This is a genomic window from Bradyrhizobium sp. HKCCYLRH3061, from assembly GCF_051168015.1.
In the GTDB taxonomy this organism is placed as follows: Bacteria; Pseudomonadota; Alphaproteobacteria; order Rhizobiales; family Xanthobacteraceae; genus Bradyrhizobium.
In genome coordinates this window covers 70970-95272 of the sequence record NZ_JBNPUE010000018.1, presented here as the reverse complement: position 1 = coordinate 95272, position 24303 = coordinate 70970, and the positions used below count along the sequence as shown (strand labels likewise).

The following is a 24303-nucleotide window of genomic DNA, read 5'->3' as shown; positions in this document are numbered from 1 at the left end:
GCTTAAGAAGGTCAAATCCGAAACCGTACTGGAATCTTATGCTTACTAGTGTCCTTCGGCCCAAACATCGCTCAACGAGCCCGCCGCAACGTGTGAAGAATGTCCGAGCCGGGAAAACCAGCGGGTGCCGCGCAAATGCGTATCGTATTGCCCTGTGCGCTGCAAGATGGGGGTCCATGAGACCTTATGAGGTGGTCTGGTCCTCCAGGCGGCCCAAGGATTCATCACGCCCCAGGATCGCCAGAACGTCGAAAATGCCGGGTGAGGTGGTTCGGCCGGTCAGCGCCGCACGCAGTGGCTGCGCTACCGCGCCCAGCTTGAGATTGTTGGCCTCGGCAAACGCACGCAGCGCGGCTTCCGTGGCCGGTCCGCTCCAGGACTCGACAGCGGCCAGCGCCTCATGCAGCCGGCCGATCAAGGCGCGGCTGTCCGGCGTCAGCAGGGCGGCGGCCTTGGCGTCGATCGGAAGCGGCCGGTCGGCAAAGATGAAGGCGGCGCCGTCGATCAGCTCCAGCAAGGTCTTGGCGCGCTCCTTGAGGCTCGGCATCGCCAAAGTGAGCTGCGCCCGCGTGGCGTCGTTGAGCTTCGTCTTCAGCGCCGCGCCGTTCGGCACGTAGTTCAGTACGTCCTCGAATTGCCGCACCAGCGCCGCATCGTCGCTGTGACGGATGTAGTGGCCGTTGAGGTTCTCGAGCTTGGCGAAATCGAAGCGCGCTGCCGAGCGGCCGATCGCCGGCAGGTCGAAAGCTTCGATCATCTCCTCGGTGGAGAAGATCTCCTGGTCGCCATGGCTCCAGCCGAGCCGTACCAGGTAATTGCGCAGCGCCGACGGCAGATATCCCATCGCGCGGTAAGCGTCGACGCCGAGCGCGCCGTGACGCTTCGACAGCTTCGAGCCGTCGGGCCCGTGAATCAGCGGGATGTGCGACATCGACGGCACCGTCCAGCCGAGCGCATCGTAGATCTGCTTCTGGCGCGCGGCGTTGATCAGATGGTCGTCGCCGCGGATGATGTGGGTGACGCCCATGTCGTGGTCGTCGACGACCACCGCCAGCATGTAGGTCGGATTGCCATCGCCTCGCAGCAGCACGAGGTCGTCGAGGTTCTCGTTCTGCCAGACCACGCGGCCCTGCACCTGATCCTCGATCACGGTCTCGCCGGTCAGGGGCGCCCGCAGCCGGATCGTCGGCTTGACGCCTTCGGGCGCCTCCTTGGGATCGCGGTCGCGCCACAGCCCGTCATAGAGCCGGGTGCGCCCTTCCGCGCGCGCCTTCTCGCGCATCGCCGTCAGCTCCTCGGCGGTGGCATAGCAGCGATACGCCATGCCGCTGGCGAGCAGTTGCTCGGCGACCTCGCGATGGCGCGCGGCGCGGCTATATTGGTAGATGACCTCGCCGTCCCAACCGAGCTCGAGCCATTTCAGCCCGTCGAGGATGGCGTCGATCGCCGCCGTCGTCGAGCGCTCGCGGTCGGTGTCTTCGATTCTGAGCAGCATCTTGCCGCCGCGGCCCCGCGCATACAGCCAGTTGAACAGGGCCGTCCGGGCACCTCCGATGTGGAGAAAGCCGGTCGGAGAGGGGGCAAAGCGTGTGACGATCGGGGAGGTCATGGGCGGCAGCACGAAATCCAGGCAGGGGCTATGAAGGGCGGGGGGTGTATAGCAGGCCTATCGCATAACTAAAGCCTTCCTTGGGGGAGGCGGATTTGGCAGATAGGCTGCCAAATTCCGGAGCAGGATATTCTTGATGACCACGACGACAGACACGGCGGCGACGGCAGAGGCAGGGCGCGACTTCATCCGCGACATCGTCCAGGCCGATCTCGACAGCGGCAGGCACAAGACGGTCGTCACCCGGTTCCCCCCGGAGCCGAACGGCTATCTGCATATCGGCCATGCCAAGTCGATCGGTCTCAACTTCGGCATTGCCCAGGAGTTCGGCGGCCGCTGCAATCTGCGCTTCGACGACACCAATCCGACCAAGGAAGAGCAGGAATACATCGATTCCATCCAGGCTGACGTGCGCTGGCTCGGCTATGACTGGGGCGACAACCTGTTCTTCGCCTCGGACTATTTCGAGCGGCTCTACGACTGGGCCGAGGGCCTGATCAAGGCCGGGCTCGCTTACGTCGACGACCAGACGCAGGAGGAGATCCGGCTGTCGCGCGGCACGCTCACCGAGCCCGGCAGGAACAGCCCGTTCCGCGACCGCTCGGTCGAGGAGAATCTCGACCTGTTCCGGCGCATGAAGGCCGGCGAATTTCCCAACGGCGCGCGCGTGCTGCGCGCCAAGATCGACATGGCCGCGGGCAACATCAATCTGCGCGACCCCGTGCTGTACCGGATCTTGCACGCCCATCATCCCCGCACCGGCGACACCTGGAAGATCTATCCGAGCTACGACTACGCCCACGGCCAGTCGGATGCGATCGAGGGCGTGACGCATTCGATCTGCACGCTGGAATTCGAGGATCACCGGCCGCTCTACGACTGGTTCTTGGACAAGCTGCCGGTGCCGTCGCATCCGCATCAGTACGAATTCGCGCGCCTCAATCTGACCTACACCCTCTTGTCCAAGCGCGTGCTGACGCGGCTGGTGCAGGACGGCCACGTCTCCGGTTGGAACGATCCGCGCATGCCGACCATCGCCGGGCTGAAGCGCCGCGGCGTGCCGCCGGCGGCGGTGCGCGAGTTCATCAAGCGCATCGGCATCGCCAAGGCCAACAGCATCGTCGATGTCGGCATGCTCGAATTCTGCATTCGCGAGGAGCTCAATCGCACGGCGCAGCGCCGGATGGCGGTGCTGCGGCCCTTGAAGGTGGTTATCGAGAACTACCCGGAAGGCCAGGTCGAGGAGCTCGAGGCGATCAACCACCCCGACGACGCTTCCGCCGGCACGCGCAAGATCGCCTTCGGCCGCGAGCTCTATATCGAGCAGGACGACTTCATGGAGAACCCGCCCAAGAAGTTCTTCCGCCTGTCGCCCGGCAACGAGGTGCGGCTGCGCTACGCCTATTTCATCAAGTGCCGCGACGTGATCAAGAACGATGCCGGCGAGATCGTCGAGCTGCGCTGTACCTATGATCCAGCGACCAAGGGCGGCAACGCGCCGGACGGACGCAAGGTCAAGGCGACGATGCACTGGCTGCCGGCGGCGCAGTCGCTGAAAGCCGAGATCCGCATCTACAATCAGCTGTTCGCCAATCCGAGTCCGAACGCCGCCGACTTTACGGCCGACCTCAATCCCAACTCGTTGGAAGTGCTGACCGACGCCCGCATCGAGCCGGCGATCGCCGCGAGCAATTCGGACGCGCCGATGCAGTTCGAGCGCCAGGGCTACTTTGTGCGCGATCCGGACTCGACGCCCGACAAGCTCGTGTTCAATCGTACCATCGGCCTGCGCGACACGTTTGCGAAGGAGGTCGCCAAGGGCTGAGGCGAGCGGAAGCCGCGGGACGCTTGCAGCTCAGCTGATCGCGTCCTGGCCGGCGTTCGTCAGGGTCGGCACACCGTCGGTGAGCTCGACGAGCCCGCGCTCGGCGAGGAGCGAGAGGTCTTCCTCGGCGACTGGGGACAGCGTGAGCCGGTGGGCCTTGATGTCCCGGAGAGTCCAGCGGAGGTGGATCGCCCTCTCGAGCGCGAGATCGGCGAAGGGGTCGTCAATACCTTTAGCGTCCATACCCCGATAAGCGCGTGCGACGCGAAAAGTTCCAAGCCAAGTGCGCGTGCAGAAAGCCAGGATTCCCGTTCCGTTCTGCTAGGCGGCCTCGCGCAGCTTCCGATAGCCTTCCCGCCCGGTCGGGTCACGGGTGGTGTTGGCAATGGCGGAGCCGGTCAGGCCGCCAGCAGGACGTCCAGGAGGGCGGCGCGGGATCGCGGGCGTGATGGCCGACGTCTGGCCGCCGCGGGGCGCGCTGGCCGGCGGCTGGCCCGCGATCCGGCCCGGCGCGTCATCGGCATTCGCCGCGCGCCTCAAGATCTGGGCGGCCGAGGAGGCCGGGGCGGGCCGGCTGCTGCCCTGGGTGCCGGTGGCATTCGGGGCCGGCATCGCGCTGTATTTCACCGCCGATCACGAGCCTGTGCTCTGGATCGCCGCGATCGCGGCGGCGCTGCTCTGCCTCGTCGCCATCATGATGCGGCGGCATCGGCTGTTTCCGGCGGCCGTGATGATCGCGGCGGCGGCGTGCGGCTTTGCCACCGCGACCATCAAGACCGCGCGGGTGGCGCATCCGGTGCTGGCGCGGCCGCTCTATTCGGTGGCGCTGTCCGGCTTCGTCGAGGCGCGCGACATCCGCGAGCGCAGCGACCGCATCGTGCTGCGCGTCACCGCGATGGAGAGCCCGCGCAACGCGATCACGCTGGCGCGGGTGCGGCTCGCGGTGCGCAAGGGCACGGCGCCCGAGGTCGGCAGCTTCGTGCAGCTCAAGGCGCGGCTGCTGCCGCCGATGGCCCCGGTGCGGCCGGGCTCCTACGATTTCGCGCGCGACATGTTCTTCCAGGGCATCGGAGCCTCCGGCTTCGTGATGGGCGCGATCACGACGGCGCCGCCGCCCCAGGCCGCCGGCTTCGGCCTGGGCTATGCGGCGGCCATGCAGGGCCTGCGCGACGCGATCGACGCACGCATCCGCGCCCGCCTGTCGGGCGACGAGCGGGCGATTGCCACCGCGCTGCTGACAGGCCGGCGCGACGCCATCACGCCCGATGTCAACGACGCGATGTTCGTCTCCGGTCTCGGCCATGTGCTGTCGATCTCAGGCTATCACATGGCGGTCGTGGCCGGCGTCGTGTTCTTCGCCGTGCGCGCGCTGCTGGCGCTGATCCCAGGCCTTACCGTCAGCCACCCGATCAAGAAATGGGCGGCGGCCGCGGCGCTGGTCGCGGCGGCGTTCTATCTGTTGCTCTCAGGCGCGGAGGTCGCGACCCAGAGATCGTTCTTCATGACGGCCGTGGTGCTGATCGCGGTCATGGTCGACCGCCGCGCCGTCACTTTCCGCACGCTCGCGGTCGCGGCGATGATCGTGCTGATCGCAGCCCCCGAGGCGCTGGTGCATCCGAGCTTCCAGATGTCGTTCGCGGCAACGCTCGGCCTGGTCGCGCTGGTGCAGTTCGGCCTGCCCAGGCTGTTCGCGACGCCGGACAGCTCCACGACGCAGCGCGTCGCGCTGTGGGGCGGGCGCGAGCTTGCGATGCTGCTGCTGGCCTCGCTGATCGCCGGGCTCGCGACCACGCCCTATGCCGCCTTCCATTTCCATCGCGTGACGCCCTATGGCGTGCTCGCCAATCTCGCGGCGATGCCGGTGGTCTCGGCGCTGGTGATGCCGGCCGGCCTGATGGGCTTGCTGGCGGCGCCGTTCGGCCTGGATGGCGTCTGGTGGTCGCTGATGGGCCTCGGCATCGACTGGATGATCGCGGTGACGCGCTGGGTGGCGGCGCTGCCCGGCGCGGTCGGGCGCATCCCGGCCTTCGGCATCGGCTCGCTGATCCTGGCCAGCCTGGGCGTCATCGTGATCGGCCTGCTGCGCACACCCCTGCGCTGGTCGGGCGCCGTGGGGCTCGTGGTGGCCACCGCGTGGGCCGCCACGACGCCGCTGCCCGATGTGCTGATCGCCGGCGATGGGCGCGCGGTGGCGGCGCGCGGCCGTGACGGGCGCCTGCATGTGATGCGCACCGGCAAGGATGTGTTCGCCACCAAGGAGTGGCTCGCGGCCGACGCCGATGCCCGGCTGCCGACGGATCCGTCGCTCGCCGATGGGGTCTCCTGCGACGAGGCGGGCTGCGTGGTCGCGATGGCCGACGGCCGCTTCACCGCCCTGACCCTGCGCGCCGAGGCGCTCGCCGATGATTGCACCCACGCCGCGCTGATCGTCACCGCGCGCGCCGCGCCGTCATCCTGCGCGGCGGCCGTCATCGATCGCGAACGGCTGCGGCAGCAGGGCGCCTTGTTGCTGGTGCAGCAGGGCATAGGCTTCGCCGTGACGCCGGCGCGCGCCGGCGGCACTGACCGCCCATGGTGGCCGGCACCCGCCGAGGCCGGCGCGTTCGACACGACGCTGACGCCGCGTGCGCCGGCCGCGCCGCTTCAGGACGCGACGCCGCCGGAGACCGAGCAGAGCGAGCAGGATTGAGTGCCGGGCAGCTCGAACGTGCCGCGATGATACTCGGTGTCGTCTGGTCCATCGAACAGCGATGGACCTTCGACCAGCGTGAACGCGGCGCCCGGATAGCGTTGCCAGATGGCGACGTCATCAGCCGTGACCGTCAGCCATCCGAACGCAAGCATGTAGCGGCCGGGCTCGGTGATCCGTCCGGCCTTGTTCCAATCGATCTTGTTGACCACGGCGGCAAGCTCCCCCGGCAAACAATGCCGGCCGAGGGATGTCGTTCCTATCCGATGCGATGCCGGACGTTCGCCCGAGAGGACTTTGCGCTTGCAGAACCCAAGTTGACCAAGTCTCCCACCGTCGAAAGCGCGCTCACGACCGACAGAAATGCCGACGCGCAGGCCCTCAGGTGATGCTGATGCGGCGAATCGGTGTGGCATGCGACGTCGGCACGTCCTCGCCGATGTCCGGGCGACGCTCTGCCGGCTGCTTGCTGACCGGCAATTGCAGCACGGTGACGCGCTGGCCCTCGCAGAGCTGGGTCACCAGCACGTGGCGGCCGTCGGCGAACTCGATCGCGTCGTGATGGCGATCGGGAATGTGGGTCTCGATGCTGTTGAACTTTGCGACGCGCTCGCGGATCGTCCGGGTCCAGAGCCAGCGGCTGTCGTAGCGGACGTCCTCGGCGAAGGCCAACTCGGTGCCGGGCATCATGCAGACTGCGACGGTCGGCTCGCTCTCCAGGGCGAAGCCGCGGGTGGCGGTGCCACGGAAGGTCATCGAGATCAACGTCTCGCCGACCTTGGCGGGACGGGACGCAACCGCATGGAGGCTGTAGTCACACATCGGATCGCTCCTCGTTGAGAGATAGCCGACCCACGCTCCCCCCGGACAGGCGCAGGCCTCTATCAGAGTGGACATCGATGGTGATGTTAGCGCGCGCTTCGCGGCAATTCTGCGCTGATCTGCATCGCGTGTGCCCGCGGCCGATCACAAGCGTTTGAGCATGCCGCGCTGCACATCATGAGGTGCATTCGCGCGTGACGTATTTTGCTGGGCAGCCTCCAGCTCGGCGGCGAAAGCGCGTGCGCCCGCCGCCGATCGACCGATCCCATTCGCGATCAGTACTTGCGGTACAGCCCGACCAGCTTGCCTTGGATCTTCACCCGGTTCGGCGGCAGGATGCGCACCTCGTAGGCGGTGTTGGCCGGCTCGAGCGCGATCGATGCGCCGCGACGGCGGAAGCGCTTCAAGGTCGCTTCCTCATCGTCGATCAGCGCCACCACGATGTCGCCGGTGTCGGCGGTCTCGTTGCGCTGGATCAGCGCCATGTCACCGTCGAGGATGCCGGCATCGACCATCGAGTCGCCGCGCACCTCGAGCGCATAGTGATCGCCGTTGCCGAGCATGTCCGCAGGCACGCTGATGGTGTGGCTGCGCGTCTGCAGCGCCTCGATCGGGGTACCGGCGGCGATGCGGCCCATCACCGGCACCGCGACAGGGCGCTCGCCATCGTCCAGCGCGGGAGTGCTGGTGCGCACCTTGCCGAGATTGCCTTCGATCACCGACGGCGTGAAGCCGCGACGGTTGCCCGCGGCCTGCGACAGCTCGGGCAGCTTGATCACCTCGATCGCGCGGGCGCGATTCGGCAGCCGGCGGATGAAGCCGCGCTCCTCGAGCGCCGTGATCAGGCGATGAATGCCGGACTTTGAACGCAGATCGAGCGCATCCTTCATCTCGTCGAAGGACGGCGGCACGCCGGCTTCCTTGAGCCGCTCGTTGATGAACCGCAGAAGTTCGTACTGTTTGCGCGTCAGCATTTCGACCTGGTCCCCGGTTTGTTGTTGTCCGAGTCCAGGAGCTGCGCCTTGAGCACAAGCCGGCTGAGAGCGCCCTGGAGTCGGACCGTCATCGCGTCGCCCGCAACATACTAAAAACAAATCATGAACGGACACTATATGTTCGATGTGTGTTCCGCAATCCTAAAAATATGATGAACGGACCGGGCTTTACCGGGGAAGCGGCTCAGTTCGGCAGGCGCAGGATTTCGCACGGGCTGCCGGCAGGCGCCTTCGGCGCAAACGCCGGCCGGATCACCAGCGCCTGCGACAGCGCGAGATTGCCGAGCAGCGACGAATCCTGCTGCGTCACCGGTGTTGCGACCAGGGTGCCGTCGGCGCGCTCCTTGAGCTGCGCCCGCAGATAGTCCTCGCGCGAATCGTTCGCCCCCAACTCGCGGCCGAGCAGGGCGGTCTCGCGCAGCATCACGGCCTCGTCGCGGCCGAGCAGGTGCCGAATCAGCGGCACCATGAACAGGATGGCGCAGACATAGGACGACACCGGATTGCCGGGCAGTCCGATCACCCTGATGTCGCCGAGCCGTCCGTGCATCATCGGCTTGCCCGGCCGCATCGCGATCTTCCAGAACGCCATTTCGACGCCCTCGGCCTCCAGCGCCTGCTTGACCAGGTCGTGATCGCCGACCGAGGCGCCGCCGGTCGTGATCAGGACGTCGGCCTCGGCCGCGCGGGCGCGCCGGATTCCAGCGACCGTCGCCTCCATCGTATCCGCGGCGATGCCGAGATCGATCGGCGTCGCGCCCTCGCTGCGCACCAGCGCCCGCAGCGCGTAGCCGTTGGAATAGACGATCTGCCCCGGGCCGGGCGTCGAGCCCGGCATCACCAGCTCGTCGCCGGTGGCGAGCAGCGCCACCTTCGGCCGCCGCCGCACCGGCAGCGCCGGATGATTCATGCTGGCCGCCAGGGATAGGTCGCGGTCGCTGAGTCGGCGCCCGGCCTTCAGCAGCACCATGCCCTGGTGGAAGTCGACGCCGGCCGGCCGGATGTGCCGGCCTGTGATCGCGGCCTCGGTGATCACGACATGGCCGTCCTCGGCGATCGTGTCCTCCTGGATCACCACCGCGTCGGCGCCTGCGGGGACAACGCCGCCGGTGAAGATCCGCGCCGCCTCGCCGGGCCCGACCACGCGATCGAACGGCCGTCCCGCCGCGACCTCGCCGATCACCTTCAGCCGCGCCTTGGCCTTGGCTGCGTCGGCCGCGCGCACCGCATAGCCATCCATCGCCGACATCGCCTCGGGCGGCTGCGTCCGCAGCGCCGCGAGGTCGCGGGCCAGGATGCGGTGATAGGCCTCGTCCAGCCCGACCATTTCCTCAGCCAGCGGCTCGGTGCCGGCGAGCACCGCGGACAACGCATCGGAGACCGGCATCAGGGCCATGGGATTACCTTCGGACGAAGACGGGCAGATCGACTGAATCGCCTTCTAACCGAACGCGCACGGGGTGGCCAAGAGCCTAAGCCGCTCCCGGCTTTCCGATCGTCTGAAGGTGCGTCGCGTGGCCCGCCGCCTCACGATCGCGCGAGAAACTCTGCAATCATGCCGGGGGGCAGTCGCGATCTGCTCACGTGCACACGGAGTCCAGACGGAGCTATCCGGCAGCCGCGCGACAGGCGGCGCGCTCGGTGGTGTGCAGGATGTTTGCCACCATGTTCCGCAGCCAGACCGATGCGGCATCGCGGTCGAGCTGCAGCGGCCAGACCATCGAGACCGCCGGCAGCCGCAACTTCAACGGCGCCGGACAGAGCGCCAGTCCAAACCGCGGGCCGTAGAGCCTTGCCATCCGGGTCGGGATCGTCGTGATCACCGGTGAGGCGGCCACCGTCGCCAGCACGCTGAGGAAATCCGAGGAGGCCGAGACCACGTTGAGCTCGGTCCCGATCTCATCCAGCGCCGCCTCCAGGCAGCCCTGCAGGCTGTTGGTCAGCGTCACCAGTGCGTGCGGAAGCGACAGATAGGCATCCAGGCCGATCGGTGTTTTCATCGCGATGCGCTTTGGATTGTAGACGCAGCTCAGCGCCTGCTCGAACAGGAACTGGGATCGGTGCCGCAGCGCCACCGCCTCGAAGCAGCCGACGCCGACATCCAAGGCGCCCTCGTCGAGCAGACGATGCACCTCGTTGCGTTCGGTCGGACGGCTGAGAAGCCGCACGCCGGGCGCCGTTCGACGCAGCTCCGCCGTGAGTTCGGGGATCAGCAGCAGCTCGACCTCGCTCGAGAATCCCAAGCGGATGGTGCGCTGCTCGGTCGCTGGGTCGAACTCCGGTGCGGCGTGCAACGCAGCCTGCATCTGGGCCAGCGCCGCCCGAACCGGTCCGGCCAGCACCGCAGCCTTGGGGGTCGGCTGCATGACCGTGCCGACGCGGACGAACAGCTCATCCTGCAGCAGCACGCGAAGCGTCGACAGCGAATGGCTCATCGCCGGCTGCCCGACCTTGAGGCGCGCCGCCGCGCGCGTCACGCTGCGCTCCTGCATCAGTGCGTCGAATGCGACCAGCAGGTTGAGGTCGAAGGAACGAAGATCGAAGTGGTCGATGGACTGCATGAGTTGGATCGATTTGAGGAATGTATGACCTAATCGTAGATGTCGGCCCAGACAAGATCACCGTTCGGATCGAGGCCGCCAAACATGCAGGACATCACGACCTATCGCGTCGGGGACGCCACCATCAGCAGGATTTTCGAGATCGGTCTCGATGCGGTCGAGGGGGAGTTTCTGTTTCCAGGCGTGGACGCCGCCAGCATTGCCCGCGAACGCGGCCGTTTCGGGCCGGGATCGGTCGATCCGCGCACGGGATCGCTGCGCCTGAGCATCCATAGCTGGCTGGTGCGGACGCCGGAGCGGGTGGTGCTGATCGACACGGCCACCGGCAACGACAAGGAGCGGCCCGGCGCGGCCGTTCTGCATCGCCTGAACGAGCCGTTCCTCGACCGATTGCGGGCGGCCGGCGTCGCCCCCGACGATGTCGACCTCGTCCTGATGACGCATTTGCATGCGGATCACGTGGGCTGGAATACGCAGCTTGCCGATGGCCGCTGGATGCCGGTGTTTCCGAACGCCCGGCACGTTTTCTCGGGCCGAGAGCGCGCCTATGTCGCCGCCCTCTCGGCTGGCGACGGCTCCGATGCGGCGATCAGGGACATGGCCGGGCTCGGACCCATGCTGCATCCACCGATGCCGGGGGTCTACGAAGACAGCGTGCTGCCGATCGTCGAGGCCGGCCTCGCGCGCGAGATCACGGTCGATGGCAGCGAGGTCGTCGACGGCTTCCGTTTTCTGCCGAGCCCCGGTCACAGCATCGATCACGCCTGCATCAGCTTCAGCTCGCGTGGCGAGCGCGCGCTGTTCTGGGGCGACGTGATGCATCATCCGCTGCAGGTCGCGCATCCCGACTGGAATTCGGTCTATTGCGAGTTCCCGGATGCGGCGCGGACGTCGCGCCGATGGGCGATGAACCATGCCGCCGAGTCCGGCTCGCTGGTGTTCACGACGCATTTCGCCGAGTCCTCGGCCGGGCGTATCAGTCGCGACGGCGACCGGTTTGCCTGGGACTTCGCCTGATCTGAGATGACCATGACCGACAACGCTCCGTCTTCATCGCACGTCGTGTCCGAGCGCCACCTGATCGCAGGCCCAGCGCCCGACGTGCAGCTTCAGCTCATCAACAAGCGCCGGAACGATCTGCAACGCTTTTCAGCCGAGCGCACGCTGGTGATGATGCATGGCGCCACCTTCTCGTCCGCAAGCCTGTTCGACGTCGCGGTCGGCGGCGCCTCCTTCATGGATGTTCTGGCGCAGGCCGGCTACGACGTCTGGGCCGTCGACGCGCGCGGCTATGGCGGCTCCTGCCGGCCGCCGGAGATGTCGCGCGCGCCGGAGGAAAGCTCTCCATTGGTCAACGCGCGGACCGCCGTGGATGATTTCTCCGCCGCGGTGGACTTCATCCGCTGGCATCGCGACATCTCGCGCGTCAACGTGCTCGGAATGTCCTGGGGCGCCACGATCGCCGGCATGTTCGCGAGCGCGGCGGGCGACAAGCTCGAGAAGCTGATCCTGGTGACGCCGCTCTGGCTGTCGAGCGAGCCGCTGCGCATCGACGCCGGCGGACCGCTCGGCGCCTATCGGATCGTCAGCCCGCGCGCGTTCGAGGCGGCTTGGCGCGGCGCCGCTCCGGAGCGTGCGCGGGACAAGCTCATTCCGGACGGCTGGTTCGATGCCTGGGCGGAGGCGACGCTCGCGACCGATCCGGACTCGCCGTACCCCGGCGCGATCCGCGCGCCTTCCGGCGCGGTGCAGGACGTGCGCGAGCATTGGACTGCGGCCAAGCCGACCTATGATCCCGGGACGATCAAATGCCCGGTTCTCGTGCTCTCGGCGGAATGGGATGTGGATGTCAGCTTCGAGATGGCGCACGACCTGTTCGTTCGCCTCGGGAGCGCGCCATACAAGCGCCTGGTCGAGATCGGGCAGGGCACGCACATGATCCTGATGGAGCGGAATCGGCGGCAGGCGTTCGATGCGGTGATCGGATTCCTGGACGAGCGCGTCGTGCCGGCGAGTTGATCGTCGCGCGGACGATCTGCAGCGGCTCGATGGCTTTCGCGCGGTCCGTTAGAGCGGATGTCGAATCCAGACCTTGGGCTGAACGTAGGCGGCATGGCCGTGCGCGACCGAGGCGAGCGGCGGCGCGAATTTAGGATTCGCTTTTTCGGAATAATCTGCTATGCTGATTTGGTCCCGTGCTCGACAGGAGGGGCGCTTCGCGATCGTCACGAGACGTGGAGCGCGGGATGCGGTGGCCGCGACGTGTCGCAGCGTGCCCTCGGGCATGCGGACGAACGGCATGGCGCGGACGCGAAGTCGCGTGGTCCTGGCATCCCGACGCTGATGCCAAGCCGGCGGGCGCTGATGATCCTGTCGGCGACGGTGGCCAACAAGCCGGGCACCGGGGAGATCGCGTATAAGCGTGAAGACCATCGCGCAGGGAATGCCGGATGTCGGCTGGACCTGTGGTGACTGCCGCCTGCTTTTTTTCTGCAGGCGGGCCATGGGTTGCGGCCTGCAGCCCGGCATTCCCTGCGCCCTCCGACCTGGAGGGTGAACGACAGCAGCATCACTCGGGCATGTCATGCCGCGAGAACGAATTTGCATGATTGAACGGCATTGCTAGGAAACACCGCACTGGCGTTACCCTCCACTGTCGTCCCCGCGCACGGACGACGGCGGAGCTTCGGGCTTGTTCGCGGGCCACGAGAGACAACGACGGCAGCAGGTCAGCCATGACACGTCATGGCGAAACGCGATCAGATCCCCAGCGCCGCCATTGCCGCCGCAACGTCATCCGTCGAGCGCACCAGCACCGCTTGCAGCCCGCTGGCGCGCGCGCCGTCGATGTTTTCCGAGAGATCGTCGAAGAAAACGATCCGCTCTGCCGGCACGCCGATCGCTTTCACGACGTGATCGTAAGCCTCGGCATCCGGCTTGCGCAGGCCGATCGACGACGACAGGAAGATCTCGCGAAAGTGACCGAGCAGATCGGCGTAAACAGGCGAGAAGTGATCGATGTGCGGCTGGTTGGTGTTGGAGAAGGCGTAGAGCGGCAGCTTTTCCGCCGCGCGTGCGAGCAGCGCGGCGATGCCCGGCATCGCGCCGACGAAGATCGCGTTCCAGCCCTCGAGAAACTGCGCGTCGGTGATGTCGATGCCGAGCTGCTGGCGCAGGTTGGCGAAGAACGCGGCGTCGGAAACGGTGCCACGCTCATGGCCGTGATAGATCTCGTCGCGCACGAAGCGCGCCGCGATCTGCTCGGGCGGACAGCCGGCATGCGCCGCCCAGCGCGAGACCACCTGGACGAAATCGATGTCGATGACGACGCGGCCGAGATCGAACAGCAGCGCATCGGCCGCGCCGGGGTGGAGAGCGGAGGAGGGCATGGACAGCGGCGGCGGTGCCTGGTGTGGAAGCGACGGAGCGCCTCCTTAATAGCGATAGGGCTCGATGTCGACCAGCGGAAACGCGCTGACCACGCTCGGCAGGTTGGTGGCGGTCGCCGGATGCAGATAGGATGCGTTCAGCTCCGCGAACGAGGTGACGCCGAGCAGGCCGAGCGCGCGGATGACCTCGTCCTCCAGCAGCTCGAGCATGCGCAGGATGCCGTCCTCGCCGGCGGCCGCCAGCGCCCAGCATTGCAGCCGGCCAATGCCGACGAGATCGGCGCCGGAGGCGATCGCCTTGACGATGTCGGTGCCGCGGCAGAAGCCGCCGTCGACCATGATCCTGGCCCGGCCCTTCACCGCCGCGACGATCTCCGGCAGCACGTGCATCGCGCCGCGGCCATGATCGAGCTGGCGGCCGCCATGGTTGGAGACGTAGATCCAGTCGACGCCGTGATCGACCGCGATCTGCGCGTCCTCGGCGGTCGCGATGCCCTTGATGATCAGCGGCAGCTTGAACTTGTCCTTGATCAGCTTGACGGTGTGCCAGCTCAGCGCCTTCTGATGATCGCCGCCGGTCGCGCGCAGCCGGCTTTCGCGCACATAGCGCTTGGCGATGTCGCGCTCGCGCCGGCTGTAGTGGGCGGTGTCGACGGTGAGGCAGAACGCCGTGTAGCTGTTGGCGACGGCGCGGCTCACATAGTCCTCGACGAAGGCGTCGTCGCCGCGGACATAGAGCTGGAAGATGCGCAGCGCGTCGGGAGCGGCCTCGGCGGTCTTCTCCAGCCCGGGCTCGGACACCGAGCTCAGCATATGAGCGGCCCCGAATCGTCCGGCACCACGGGCGACGCTGGCGGCCCCTGCCGGATCGAAGATTTCGAGCGCGCCGACCGGGGCCAAGACCACCGGCAGGCGCAGCCTGCGGCCGAAGGTTTCGACCGAGGCATCGACCCTGGAGACGTCGCGCAGCACGCGCGGACGGAACGCGATCTCGTCGAGCGCCATCCGGTTCCGGCGCAGCGTGGTCTCGGTTTCGGCGCCGCCGATGATGTAGTCCCAGGCATTCTGGTTGAGCTGGGCGCGGGCCTTGCGGATGAACTCGTGCAGGTTCTGGAACTTCTCGTCGCTCGAGCCGAGCTCGACGTTCCGCCACCCGGCCTCGATCGGGGTCTGTTGGTTCATGGTTGCCTCCCAGCGACTGTCATGTTTCCCGGTTTTGCCGCGGAGCATCGCCCATCGTGCGGTCCGGGTGCAAGCCATTCCGAACTGGAGTTCGCCGGGCGTGCAAAGGCGGTCGCCGCAGCCGCCGGCGGTCAAATCGCGTCATCTTCCGCGGCTCGTCGAAATGTGATGAGGGGTGCCCGTGAAAGACCGGATATGTGCAGTCGGTCCCTGGAGGACAGGCGCAGCCCTGATCTTGATTTCAGCCTGCGAACGTCCATTTCGGATGCGGGCGCCGGCGGTCGGGCTCCGGTACGGCGGCGCAATATCGGCCTTGAAGAAACCGGAAATGTGGTGTGAGTTCGCAACACAAATCGCGCCGGCGACGCGTGCGGACCCTGTGATCGACCGGCCATCCAACAAACGCTCGGGAAGCAAACAATGCGGAAAAACTGGCTGTTCTTGGCGGGCACGATGACCGGCGTCGGTCTGACCCTGATGGTGACGGGTCCCGACGGCGCGCAACTCGTGGCGAAGGCCAAGGCCGCGGCCGGCATGGCCGACACCTATTCGCAGCTCAATTTGTTCGGTGCGGTGTTCGAGCGTGTCCGCGCCGACTATGTCGAGAAGCCCAGCGATCCCGCGCTGATCGAAGGCGCCATCAACGGCATGGTGTCGTCGCTCGATCCGCACTCGCGCTACATGAATGACAAGTCCTGGCGCGACATGCAGGAGACGACGTCCGGTGAGTTCGGCGGACTCGGTCTTGAGGTCACCATGGAAGAGGGCCTGGTCAAGGTCGTCGCGCCGATCGATGACACGCCCGCGTCCAAGGCCGGCATTCTCTCCGGCGATCTCATCGCCAAGATCGACGGCGAAGCCGTGCAGGGACTGACGCTCGAGCAGGCCGTCGCCAAGATGAAGGGCGGCGTCAACACCAAGACCAAGCTCACGATCATGCGCAAGGGCAAGGAGTCGCCGCTCGACGTCACGCTGACGCGCGAGATCATCAAGGTGCGCCCGGTACGCTATCACACCGAAGGCGGCGACATCGGCTATATCCGCATCACATCCTTCAACGAGCAGACCACCGAGAGCCTGCGCAAGGCCGTCGCCACCATCTCCAAGGAGATCCCGCAGGAGAAGCTCGCCGGCTACGTGGTCGACCTGCGCAACAATCCGGGCGGCCTGCTCGACCAGGCGGTGTCGGTCTCCAGCACGTTCCTGCCGCGCGGCGAGGTGGTTTCCACCCGCGGCCGCAATCCGGAAGAGACGCAGCGCTTCACCGCCCGCGGCGGCGATCTCACCAAGGGCAAGCCGCTCGTGGTGTTGATCAATGGCGGCTCGGCCTCGGCCTCGGAGATCGTGGCCGGCGCGCTGCACGATCACAAGCGTGCGACGCTGGTCGGCACGCGCTCGTTCGGCAAGGGCTCGGTGCAGACCATCATTCCGCTCGGCGCCGGCAATGGCGCGCTGGCGCTGACCACGGCGCGCTACTACACGCCGTCGGGCCGCTCGATCCAGGCGCAGGGCATCGCGCCGGACATCGAGGTCAAGCAGGACGTGCCGGACGAATTCAAGGATCGCGGCGATCTCAAGGGGGAGGCCGGCATGCGCGGCCATCTCTCGGCCGCCGACGGCACCGAGCAGACCGGGTCGCAGTCCTACGTTCCGCCGGACGAGAAGGACGACAAGGCGCTGCACGCCGCATTCAACGTGCTGCGGGGCGTCACGGTGAACGCCGATGTCCGCGCCAAGGCGGCGGTGCCGAACTGATCTGCGAAGTGGGCGGGTGCGCGGCTTGCGACGCTCGATGCTCACACCCGACGGGGCGGCCCTGAGGCCGTCCCGCCGTGGTTTTCGACCAGCGTGTATTGGCGGACACGGAGCATGTCCGTCTGTGTCCGATAGATCATGGCGGAGCTGTGGACTTCAAGCGGCGAACGGGACGACTGGTCGGCAGGGTTTGAATCTGGCTTGCGGAAACGCCTCAAATTGCAACGGTATTTATCGGTTCGGAACCGGCTCAGGCGGCGTCCGAGCGCGAACGGCGGCCGGATGAGCGATTGGTGCGCTGCGCGCCGAACAATTGCCGCACGTCGGCCGCCGGCTTCGGAGGGCTGAAGAGATAGCCCTGCATCTCCGAGCAGCCGAGCCGTTTCAGCACCTGGCGCTGCGCCTCGGTCTCGACGCCCTCGGCGGTCGTCGACATCTTGCGGATGGCGGCAATGTTGACCACGGCCTGCACGATCGCCGCGGAGCCCTCGCTCTCGGTGATGTCCTGGACGAAGCAGCGGTCGATTTTGATCTTGTCGAACGGAATACGCTGGAGATAGCTGAGGCTCGAATAGCCGGTGCCGAAATCGTCGAGCGCGATGCGGACGCCGAGCGCGCGCAACTGGTGCAGGGTGTCGAGCGCGTCGTCGTCGCGGATCAGCACCGCTTCGGTGATCTCGAGCTCCAGCCGATGCGGCGGCAGGCCGGAGGTCGCAAGTGCGTTGGCGACCTTGAGCGCCAGGGTGCCGCTCTTGAACTGCACCGGCGAGACGTTGACGGCGAGCCGGATGTCGTCCGGCCAGCTCACCGCCTCGGTGCAGGCGACCTGGAGGACGCGTTCGCCGAGCAGGTTGATGAGGCCGGTGTCCTCGGCGATCGGAATGAACTCGGCCGGCGAGACGCTGCCGCGCACCGGATGCTTCCAGCGCACCAGTGCCTCGCAGCCGACGATGCGGTCGTCCTGCAGGCTCAGGCAAGGCTGGTAGTAGACCTCGAGCCGATCGTCGGCGATGGCCTGGCGCAGGTCGACCTCGAGCTGGTGGCGCGCCTTGACCTGGGCGTCCATCTCGGGCTCGAAGAAGCGCCAGGTGCGCCGTCCCGCGCCCTTGGCGGCGTACATTGCCAGATCGGCGTTCTTCATGATCTGGTCGAGATCGGTGCCGTGCTCGGGGATCAGCGCCACGCCGATCGAGGCGTCGGCGGTGAGCTGATGGCCGAGGCAGTCGCGCGGCGCGCGGATCGCGCCGAGAATGTCCTCGATCAGCTGTTCGACGTCCTCGCGGTTGCGGATCGCCGTCTGAACCACGGCGAACTCGTCGCCGCCGAGGCGGGCGACGAATCCCGTGGTGCCGACACAGGCGCTCAGGCTCGCCGCGACGGACTTCAACAGCTCGTCGCCGACGAGATGGCCGAGCGAATCGTTGACGCCCTTGAACTCGTCGATGTCGATGTAATGCAGCGCGAGGCGCCGGCCTTGGGGGACGCCGGTCAGCTCCTCCTTGAGGCGCTCGTGGAACAGGGTGCGGTTCGGCAGATCCGTCAGGGCGTCGTAGTGCGCCAGATGCGTGATCTGCTCCTCGGACCGTTTGCGCTCGGTAATGTCCTCGTGGGTGGCGAGCCAGCCGCCGCCCGCGATCGGCTCGTTGACGATCTGGATCCAGCGACCGTCCGTGGTCTCGATGATCTGCGAGGTCTTGCGGCCGATGTCGCGCAGCACCGCATCGGCATATTCGCCGTCGTCGCCCGCGAGCGAGCCGGTCGCCTTGCGGTGCGCGATCAGCTCGCGGAACGTGCAGCCTGGTTTCACGACGTCGGCCGACAGGCCGTACATGTCGACGTAGCGCTGGTTGCTGATGACCAGGCGCTCCGATGCGTCGAACAGCAGGAGGCCCTGGGTCATGTTGTTGACGGCCTTGTCGAGCCGTTCCTTCTCCAGCGTCAAGCGGCGGCTCGAAACGTCGTGGTCGCTGATCAGCCGGCGCACGACGACGTAGAGCATGCCGGCGATCAGCAGCACCGATGTCACGCCGACGGCGATCAGGAAGCGCATCTGCTCGCGCCAGTCAGCGAGCGCCGCCGAGACCGTTGTCGTCGCGGTCACGATCAAGGGATAGCTCGTCAGCCGGTGCGATGCGCCGATGCGGTGCTCGCCGTCGACGGGGCTGCTGAAAATGCCCGTGGTGTTGCCATCGCCGGCCAGGATCTGGCGGAAGATCGGCGCGTTCTTGTAGTTCTGGTTCTGCATGCCCTCATGGCGTGGATGGCGGGCCAGAAGGGTTCCGTCGCGATGCATCATCGAGATCGCCGCGTCGGGCCCGAGCGCAACGGAGGCGAAGAACCGCTCGACATTGATGGGTTCGAGACTGCGGCTGATGATGCCCAGGAACTCGCCGCTGGGACTGGTCAGTTTCAGGGCGATGACCGCGACATAGGTGCCGGTGATCCGGCCCACGACCGGTTCGATCAGCAGTTGCGGCGCAGTCGGATCGGATTTCAGCCGCTTGAAAAATGTGCGATCGGCAATGTTGACGGGCGGCACCGGCCAAGCCGCTCCGGAGTTGATCAGGTTGCCCTCGGCGTCGAAGATGTTCAAACCGCCGACGTAGGTCACCGCGCTCAGCTTGTCCTTCAGCATGGCATTGACGGCGGCACTTCCCATCTGCTCCTTGAAGCGGGCGCCGGTGTCGATGTGGTTCTGTCGGACGTAGTTGGCGAGATCGCGCTGGATCGCGCCGAGATCCTCCATCTGCTGATCGAAATGACGCGCCAGCAGAAGGACGGTGTTCTCCAGCTCGCGCGTCGCGCTGTTCAGCGCGCGTTCCCGGAAACTGTCGGCCATGATGGTCGTGCCGATCGCGATGGCTGCAATCAGCACGAGGCCTCCGCCGACCAGCCAGCGGATCGGTCCACCGCGGTCGGTCGAAGCTCTGAGGGCATTCCGTGGACTGGCGTTGGTCGTCATCGGCCCCTGAATACGCTTGCGATAGGCGCTTCGGGATGGACCGCTACGACGTCCCTCCCACAACCATTGCTATAGGCCCGCTATGGAAGTGAGGTTAGGAAGTTGAGTTAGCGAACAATTAATTCGAAGTTGTATTTGACTTGGTAATCTCTTCAGGCGCGATAGTGCCCGGACTTGCCGCCGATCTTCTCGGTCAAGTGGATACCTTCGATGCGTACGCCGCGCTCGGCCGCCTTGATCATGTCGTAAATGGTCAGGCAGGCGACGGACACGGCCGTCAGGGCTTCCATCTCCACGCCGGTCGGCCCGGTCACCTTGACGGTGGCGCTGACGACGCAGCCGGGTAGCGCGGCATCGGGCGTGATGTCGACGGTGACCTTGGACAGCGCCAGCGGGTGGCACAGGGGAATCAGCTCGGAGGTCCGCTTGGCGGCCATGATGCCCGCGATGCGGGCAGTGCCGAGCACGTCGCCCTTCTTGGCGTTGCCGGACAAAATGAGCTCGAGCGTCGCCGGGCTCATGACGACGCGGCCCTCGGCGGTCGCGGTTCGCTCGGTCGCGGCCTTGTCCGACACGTCGACCATGCGGGCTTCGCCGCGGGCGTCGATGTGGGTGAGGGCGGGAGCGTCGGGCGACTTGTCGGACATGGTCACTCAGCCGCGCTGGCGGAGGCGGCATTGCGCGCGAGCAGCGCGCGCGTCGCCGCCGTGACGTCCGCCTGCCGCATCAGGCTCTCGCCGACCAGGAAGGTCTGGATGCCGACGCGCGCCAGGCGCGCGAGGTCTGCGGGCGTGAAGATGCCGCTCTCGCCGACCAGCAGGCGCTCCTTCGGCACCAGCGGCGCCAGCGCCTCGGAGGTCGCCAGCGTGGTCTCGAAGGTGCGCAGGTTGCGGTTGTTGATGCCGATCATCGGCGAGCGCAGCTTCAGCGCGCGATCGAGCTCGGCGCGATCATGGATTTCGATCAGCACATCCATGCCGTGGGCGAGCGCGGCAGCCTCGATGTCCGCAGCGGCGGCATCGTCCAGCGCGGCCATGATGATGAGGATGCAGTCGGCGCCGTGAGCACGCGCTTCGATCACCTGGTAGGTGTCGAACATGAAGTCCTTGCGCAGCACGGGCAGGGCGGTCGCGGCCCGCGCGGCGACCATGAAGTCGAGATGGCCCTGGAACGATGGCGTGTCGGTCAGCACCGACAGGCAGGCCGCGCCGCCGGCCTCGTAGGCCTTTGCGAGCACCGGCGGATCGAAATCGGCGCGGATCAGTCCCTTGGACGGCGAGGCCTTCTTCACCTCGGCGATCAGCGCGTAGTCGCCGTTTACGTGCTTGGCTCGGATCGCCGTCACGAAGCCACGCGGCGGCGAAGCGACGCGCGCGCGGGCCTCGAGTTCGGGCAGCGCGCATGCCCTCTTGGCTGCCGCGATCTCCTCGCGCTTATACGCTTCGATCTTGGTCAGGATGTCCGACATGGCACGCTCCGGTGGATCAGCTGTTGGAGACCTCGATCAGCTGCTTCAGCCGCGCCGCCGCGGCGCCGCTGTCGAGCGAATCGCGGCCGATTGCGACCCCGTCCTTCAGCGTCTTGGCACGGCCGGAGACGACCAGCGCCGCCGCAGCGTTCAGCAGAGCGACGTCGCGATAGGGGCTCGGCAGGCCGTCCAGCACGCTCTGCAGCGCCACCGCATTGGCCGCAGCGTCGCCGCCCTTCAGACCGTCGCTGCCGCACAGGCCAAGCCCGGCCTCCTCGGGCGAGACCTCGAAGGTGCGGATATGGCCGTTCTCCAGCGCGGCGACGAAGGTCGGGCCGGTCAAGGTGATCTCGTCGAGCCCGTCGGAGCCGTGCACGACCCAGGCGGCCTCCGAGCCGAGATTCTTCAACACGTGGGCCAATGGCTCGACCCATTGCCGCGAGAACACGCCGACCATCTGGCGCCTGACGCCGGCCGGATTGGACAGGGGACCGAGCAGATTGAAGATCGTGCGGGTGGCGAGCTCGACCCGGGTCGGTCCGACGTTCTTCATCGCCGGATGATGCGCGGGCGCGAACATGAAGCCGATACCGGCCTCATGCACGCATCGTCCGACCTGGTCCGGCTTCAGGTCGATCTTGACGCCGAGCGCGGCGAGCACGTCGGCGGCGCCAGAGCGGGACGACAGTGCGCGGTTGCCGTGCTTGGCGACCGGCACGCCGGCGCCGGCCACGATGAAGGAGGCGCAGGTCGAGACGTTGACCGAGCCGGAGCCGTCGCCGCCGGTGCCGACGATGTCGACCGCGCTCGCCGGCGCATCGACGCGCAGCATCTTCGCCCGCATCACGCTGACGGCGCCGGTGATCTCCTCGATCGTCTCGCCGCGCACGCGCAGCGCCATCAGCAGCGCGCCCATCTGCGACGGCGTCGCCTCGCCCGACATCATGCTGTCGAAGGCGGACGCCGCCTCCTCGCGGGACAGCGGCGCACCGGTCGCGACCTTGCCAATGATCGACTTGAGATCGTCCATCACGCGTGCCCCTAGCAAACCGTCACTGATTGTTGCCGCCGACCACCTGGGCCACGGCGGTCTCGTTGATCGTCGTCCCGATGTCCTTCTCGAGCTTCATGACGTAGGCCGTGCCTTGCTCGTCGGCGAGCGCGCGCTGCAACTGGTCCTTCAGCTTCTTGGTGTCCTCGGACGCGAGGTCGACCTTCGGATCGATGATGTCGGTGACACGGAACACAATCCACTGCCGGCCGCCATCAGCCTCGGTCTGGCCGACGCCGTCCTTGGCGGTGCGGAATGCGGCGGTGATCGCTCCGGTGGGGACGCCGGGCACCGAGGCGTCGCGCTTGAACGCGCTGGCCGTCTCGACCTTCACGCCCAGCGATGTCGCCTCATCGGCGAGCTTGCCCCCCTCGTTGAGCTTCTTGACCAGCTCGGTGGCTTTGGCGCGCAGCTTCGCTGCGACCTCGTCGTCGCGCCAGCGCGCGGCGACCTGATCCTTGACCTCGTCGAGGGCGCGATCGCGCGGCGGGGTGATGCCGAGAACCTCGAACCAGACATAGCCGCCGCGGAACGAGATCGGCTCGTTGTCGACACCGACGTCGCTGGTGAAGGCCTGCGCAACGACATCGAGGCCAAGCGGGATGTTCGAAACGGGCTGGCCGTTGGGTTGCTTGCCGGACCTGTCGACCGCTTCGAGCGTAACGGCATTGAGACCGAGCTTCTTGGCGGCCTCGGCCACGCTGGCGCCGCCGCCGCGCTCATCTTCCATCTTGTCGCGAAGATTGGCGACTTGCGACTTGGCGCGGTCGGCTGCGATCTCTTTCTTGATCTCGGCAGCGACGCTCTCATATTCGGGCTGCTGGCCCGGCTGAATCGCGCTGACCTTGACCAGCGCCACGTTGAACGCGCCCTTGACCGGCTGGCTGACCTCGCCGGTCGGCAGCGAGAAGGCGGTATCGGCAACGACAGGGTCGAGAATCGCCGATTTCGTCACCAGACCGAGATCGAGATCGGCCGGGTTGAGGTTGCGCTCCTTGGCGAGCTCGTCGAACGTGACTTCACCCGCGGCGATCCGGGCGCGCGCCGCCTGTGCCTCCTCCATGGTGGGGAAGGTCATCTGCTGGACCTGGCGCTTCTCCGGCGTGCCCATCAGCGCCTTGCGCTGGTCGAACAGCTTCCTGGCGTCCTCGTCAGAAACGTCGGTCGACTTGCCGATCTCTTCGGGTGTCACCACGACGAACGAGATCTTGCGATATTCCGGCGCCTTGAACTGGGCTTTGTGCTCATCGAAATAGGACGCGAGAACCTCGGGCGAGGGCGCATCGATGGTGCCGGCCTGCGCCGCGTCGAGCTTGATGTAATCGATCGAGCGCTGCTCGTTCTGGAAGCGGCTCAGCGCCTCGAGCATCGTGTTGGACGGCTCCAGCCCGGCCGCGATCGTGCCGGTGATCTGCCGCCGCAGCGACTGTCGTCGCTGGTCAGCCAGATAGCGCTGCTCGGTGAAGCCGAAATTGCGGATGATGGCCTGGAAACGCTGCGGGTCGAATGCCCCGTTCGGGCCCTTGAAGTTGGGATCGCTGAGGATCACCCGCATGGTCTCCGCATCGGACTGGGCGAGACCGAGACGGCGAGCCTGCTCGTCGAGGGCGGCTTCCGCAATCGTCTGCTGCAGCACGGAGCGGTCGAGCCCGAACATGTGGGCCTGCTCGGTGGTCAGCGGACGGCCGAGCTGGCGGCCGATCTGCTGCAGCCGGTCGGTATAGATCTGCCGGAACTCGTTGATCGAGATCTCCGTGCGTCCCACGGTTGCAGCCGTCGACTGCCCGAAGCCGCGGAAGATGTCGGCGATGCCCCAGATGCCGAAACTGACGATCAAAACGCCCATGACCACCGCCATGATGGTCTTGCCGAGCCAGTTTGATGAGGCCTTGCGTAATCCTCGAAGCATGGGTCCAGTCTGTCTGCAGGAAAAAGGATGAAGAGGCCGCGCCTTAAAGCAGATTCCGCGAAAGGCCGTCGCCGAGTTGAAACGGC

The 24303-nt window shown here is 66.8% G+C and carries 20 protein-coding genes; 6 read left to right on the top strand and 14 right to left on the bottom strand.

Going from position 1 to position 24303, the window contains the following annotated elements:
• Positions 1-184: 184 nt before the first annotated feature.
• Positions 185-1609, bottom strand: coding sequence for a glutamate--tRNA ligase (gltX, locus tag ACQR2C_RS25845; protein WP_434874397.1), 1425 nt, complete (start codon positions 1607-1609; stop codon positions 185-187).
• Positions 1610-1745: 136 nt separating this feature from the next.
• On the opposite strand from gltX, the gene ACQR2C_RS25840 reads away from it, so the two are divergent.
• Positions 1746-3434, top strand: coding sequence for a glutamine--tRNA ligase/YqeY domain fusion protein (locus tag ACQR2C_RS25840; protein ID WP_434840113.1), 1689 nt, complete (start codon positions 1746-1748; stop codon positions 3432-3434).
• Positions 3435-3464: 30 nt separating this feature from the next.
• On the opposite strand, the gene ACQR2C_RS25835 is transcribed toward ACQR2C_RS25840, so the two are convergent.
• Positions 3465-3677, bottom strand: coding sequence for a hypothetical protein (locus ACQR2C_RS25835; protein WP_315799746.1), 213 nt, complete (start codon positions 3675-3677; stop codon positions 3465-3467).
• A gap of 142 nt (positions 3678-3819) precedes the next feature.
• Here ACQR2C_RS25835 and ACQR2C_RS25830 point away from each other — a divergent pair, with 142 nt between their 5' ends.
• Positions 3820-6123, top strand: coding sequence for a ComEC/Rec2 family competence protein (locus ACQR2C_RS25830; protein WP_434882411.1), 2304 nt, complete (start codon positions 3820-3822; stop codon positions 6121-6123).
• Here ACQR2C_RS25830 and ACQR2C_RS25825 read toward each other — a convergent pair.
• The 5 genes from ACQR2C_RS25825 to ACQR2C_RS25805 form a co-directional block, all read right to left on the bottom strand.
• Complete coding sequence (locus ACQR2C_RS25825; RefSeq protein WP_434874394.1) at positions 6078-6335, bottom strand: hypothetical protein; 258 nt, start codon at positions 6333-6335, stop codon at positions 6078-6080. The two genes, ACQR2C_RS25830 and ACQR2C_RS25825, sit on opposite strands and share 46 nt — an antisense overlap.
• 169 nt (positions 6336-6504) lie before the next feature.
• Positions 6505-6945: a hypothetical protein gene (locus tag ACQR2C_RS25820; protein WP_434882410.1), complete on the bottom strand. Its 441-nt coding sequence runs from the start codon at positions 6943-6945 to the stop codon at positions 6505-6507.
• Between the two features lie 275 nt (positions 6946-7220).
• Entirely contained in the window at positions 7221-7919 is a 699-nt protein-coding gene (lexA, locus tag ACQR2C_RS25815; protein ID WP_006611089.1) for a transcriptional repressor LexA, read from the bottom strand.
• A 205-nt stretch (positions 7920-8124) separates the two neighbouring features.
• Positions 8125-9336 (bottom strand): molybdopterin molybdotransferase MoeA, encoded by a 1212-nt coding sequence (locus tag ACQR2C_RS25810; RefSeq protein ID WP_434882409.1) that lies wholly within the window; start codon positions 9334-9336, stop codon positions 8125-8127.
• 211 nt (positions 9337-9547) lie between these two features.
• The gene (locus ACQR2C_RS25805; RefSeq protein WP_434874391.1) at positions 9548-10501 is read right to left on the bottom strand and encodes a LysR family transcriptional regulator; all 954 of its coding nucleotides are present in this window, start codon (positions 10499-10501) and stop codon (positions 9548-9550) included.
• 84 nt (positions 10502-10585) lie between these two features.
• On the opposite strand from ACQR2C_RS25805, the gene ACQR2C_RS25800 reads away from it, so the two are divergent.
• From ACQR2C_RS25800 to ACQR2C_RS25790, 3 genes are all read left to right on the top strand, one after another.
• Complete coding sequence (locus ACQR2C_RS25800; RefSeq protein WP_434874390.1) at positions 10586-11518, top strand: MBL fold metallo-hydrolase; 933 nt, start codon at positions 10586-10588, stop codon at positions 11516-11518.
• 12 nt (positions 11519-11530) lie between these two features.
• Positions 11531-12520 carry an alpha/beta hydrolase gene (locus ACQR2C_RS25795; RefSeq protein WP_434864045.1) on the top strand — a complete coding sequence of 330 codons (990 nt, stop codon included), beginning with the start codon at positions 11531-11533 and terminating at the stop codon, positions 12518-12520.
• A gap of 93 nt (positions 12521-12613) precedes the next feature.
• Positions 12614-12973, top strand: a complete 360-nt coding sequence (locus ACQR2C_RS25790) for a hypothetical protein (RefSeq protein ID WP_434882408.1) — start codon at positions 12614-12616, stop codon at positions 12971-12973.
• Between the two features lie 287 nt (positions 12974-13260).
• Here the strand turns inward: ACQR2C_RS25790 and ACQR2C_RS25785 are convergent, their stop codons facing one another.
• The gene (locus ACQR2C_RS25785) at positions 13261-13890 is read right to left on the bottom strand and encodes an HAD family hydrolase (protein WP_434874389.1); all 630 of its coding nucleotides are present in this window, start codon (positions 13888-13890) and stop codon (positions 13261-13263) included.
• Between the two features lie 45 nt (positions 13891-13935).
• Positions 13936-15072, bottom strand: a complete 1137-nt coding sequence (locus ACQR2C_RS25780) for an alpha-hydroxy acid oxidase (protein WP_315799755.1) — start codon at positions 15070-15072, stop codon at positions 13936-13938.
• Positions 15073-15492: 420 nt separating this feature from the next.
• Between ACQR2C_RS25780 and ACQR2C_RS25775 the strand changes: the two genes are divergently transcribed.
• Entirely contained in the window at positions 15493-16827 is a 1335-nt protein-coding gene (locus ACQR2C_RS25775; protein ID WP_315799756.1) for a S41 family peptidase, read from the top strand.
• A gap of 250 nt (positions 16828-17077) precedes the next feature.
• On the opposite strand, the gene ACQR2C_RS25770 is transcribed toward ACQR2C_RS25775, so the two are convergent.
• The 5 genes from ACQR2C_RS25770 to ACQR2C_RS25750 all read right to left on the bottom strand — a co-directional run bounded on the left by ACQR2C_RS25770 (position 17078) and on the right by ACQR2C_RS25750 (position 24217).
• Complete coding sequence (locus ACQR2C_RS25770) at positions 17078-19789, bottom strand: bifunctional diguanylate cyclase/phosphodiesterase (RefSeq protein ID WP_434882407.1); 2712 nt, start codon at positions 19787-19789, stop codon at positions 17078-17080.
• Positions 19790-19941: 152 nt separating this feature from the next.
• Entirely contained in the window at positions 19942-20436 is a 495-nt protein-coding gene (gene moaC, locus ACQR2C_RS25765) for a cyclic pyranopterin monophosphate synthase MoaC (RefSeq protein ID WP_434840507.1), read from the bottom strand.
• 2 nt (positions 20437-20438) lie between these two features.
• Complete coding sequence (gene trpC, locus ACQR2C_RS25760) at positions 20439-21257, bottom strand: indole-3-glycerol phosphate synthase TrpC (RefSeq protein WP_316236376.1); 819 nt, start codon at positions 21255-21257, stop codon at positions 20439-20441.
• Between the two features lie 16 nt (positions 21258-21273).
• On the bottom strand, positions 21274-22287 hold the full coding sequence (gene trpD / locus ACQR2C_RS25755; RefSeq protein WP_316236377.1) for an anthranilate phosphoribosyltransferase: 1014 nt from the start codon (positions 22285-22287) through the stop codon (positions 21274-21276).
• Positions 22288-22309: 22 nt separating this feature from the next.
• The gene (locus ACQR2C_RS25750) at positions 22310-24217 is read right to left on the bottom strand and encodes a peptidylprolyl isomerase (protein WP_316236378.1); all 1908 of its coding nucleotides are present in this window, start codon (positions 24215-24217) and stop codon (positions 22310-22312) included.
• Positions 24218-24303 lie beyond the last annotated feature (86 nt).

Excerpts from the sequence above, each read along its gene's own strand:
- ACQR2C_RS25790 (WP_434882408.1), top strand. The coding sequence starts at position 12,614 with ATGGCCGTGCGCGACCGAGGCGAGCGGCGGCGCGAATTTAGGATTCGC.
- ACQR2C_RS25800 (WP_434874390.1), top strand. The coding sequence starts at position 10,586 with ATGCAGGACATCACGACCTATCGCGTCGGGGACGCCACCATCAGCAGG.
- ACQR2C_RS25750 (WP_316236378.1), bottom strand. The coding sequence starts at position 24,217 with ATGCTTCGAGGATTACGCAAGGCCTCATCAAACTGGCTCGGCAAGACC.
- moaC (WP_434840507.1), bottom strand. The coding sequence starts at position 20,436 with ATGTCCGACAAGTCGCCCGACGCTCCCGCCCTCACCCACATCGACGCC.
- ACQR2C_RS25840 (WP_434840113.1), top strand. The coding sequence starts at position 1,746 with ATGACCACGACGACAGACACGGCGGCGACGGCAGAGGCAGGGCGCGAC.
- ACQR2C_RS25830 (WP_434882411.1), top strand. The coding sequence starts at position 3,820 with ATGGCGGAGCCGGTCAGGCCGCCAGCAGGACGTCCAGGAGGGCGGCGC.
- ACQR2C_RS25780 (WP_315799755.1), bottom strand. The coding sequence starts at position 15,072 with ATGAACCAACAGACCCCGATCGAGGCCGGGTGGCGGAACGTCGAGCTC.
- ACQR2C_RS25770 (WP_434882407.1), bottom strand. The coding sequence starts at position 19,789 with ATGACGACCAACGCCAGTCCACGGAATGCCCTCAGAGCTTCGACCGAC.
- ACQR2C_RS25775 (WP_315799756.1), top strand. The coding sequence starts at position 15,493 with ATGCGGAAAAACTGGCTGTTCTTGGCGGGCACGATGACCGGCGTCGGT.
- ACQR2C_RS25805 (WP_434874391.1), bottom strand. The coding sequence starts at position 10,501 with ATGCAGTCCATCGACCACTTCGATCTTCGTTCCTTCGACCTCAACCTG.
- ACQR2C_RS25795 (WP_434864045.1), top strand. The coding sequence starts at position 11,531 with ATGACCGACAACGCTCCGTCTTCATCGCACGTCGTGTCCGAGCGCCAC.
- ACQR2C_RS25785 (WP_434874389.1), bottom strand. The coding sequence starts at position 13,890 with ATGCCCTCCTCCGCTCTCCACCCCGGCGCGGCCGATGCGCTGCTGTTC.
- ACQR2C_RS25820 (WP_434882410.1), bottom strand. The coding sequence starts at position 6,945 with ATGTGTGACTACAGCCTCCATGCGGTTGCGTCCCGTCCCGCCAAGGTC.
- ACQR2C_RS25810 (WP_434882409.1), bottom strand. The coding sequence starts at position 9,336 with ATGGCCCTGATGCCGGTCTCCGATGCGTTGTCCGCGGTGCTCGCCGGC.
- trpD (WP_316236377.1), bottom strand. The coding sequence starts at position 22,287 with ATGGACGATCTCAAGTCGATCATTGGCAAGGTCGCGACCGGTGCGCCG.
- lexA (WP_006611089.1), bottom strand. The coding sequence starts at position 7,919 with ATGCTGACGCGCAAACAGTACGAACTTCTGCGGTTCATCAACGAGCGG.
- trpC (WP_316236376.1), bottom strand. The coding sequence starts at position 21,257 with ATGTCGGACATCCTGACCAAGATCGAAGCGTATAAGCGCGAGGAGATC.
- ACQR2C_RS25835 (WP_315799746.1), bottom strand. The coding sequence starts at position 3,677 with ATGGACGCTAAAGGTATTGACGACCCCTTCGCCGATCTCGCGCTCGAG.
- gltX (WP_434874397.1), bottom strand. The coding sequence starts at position 1,609 with ATGACCTCCCCGATCGTCACACGCTTTGCCCCCTCTCCGACCGGCTTT.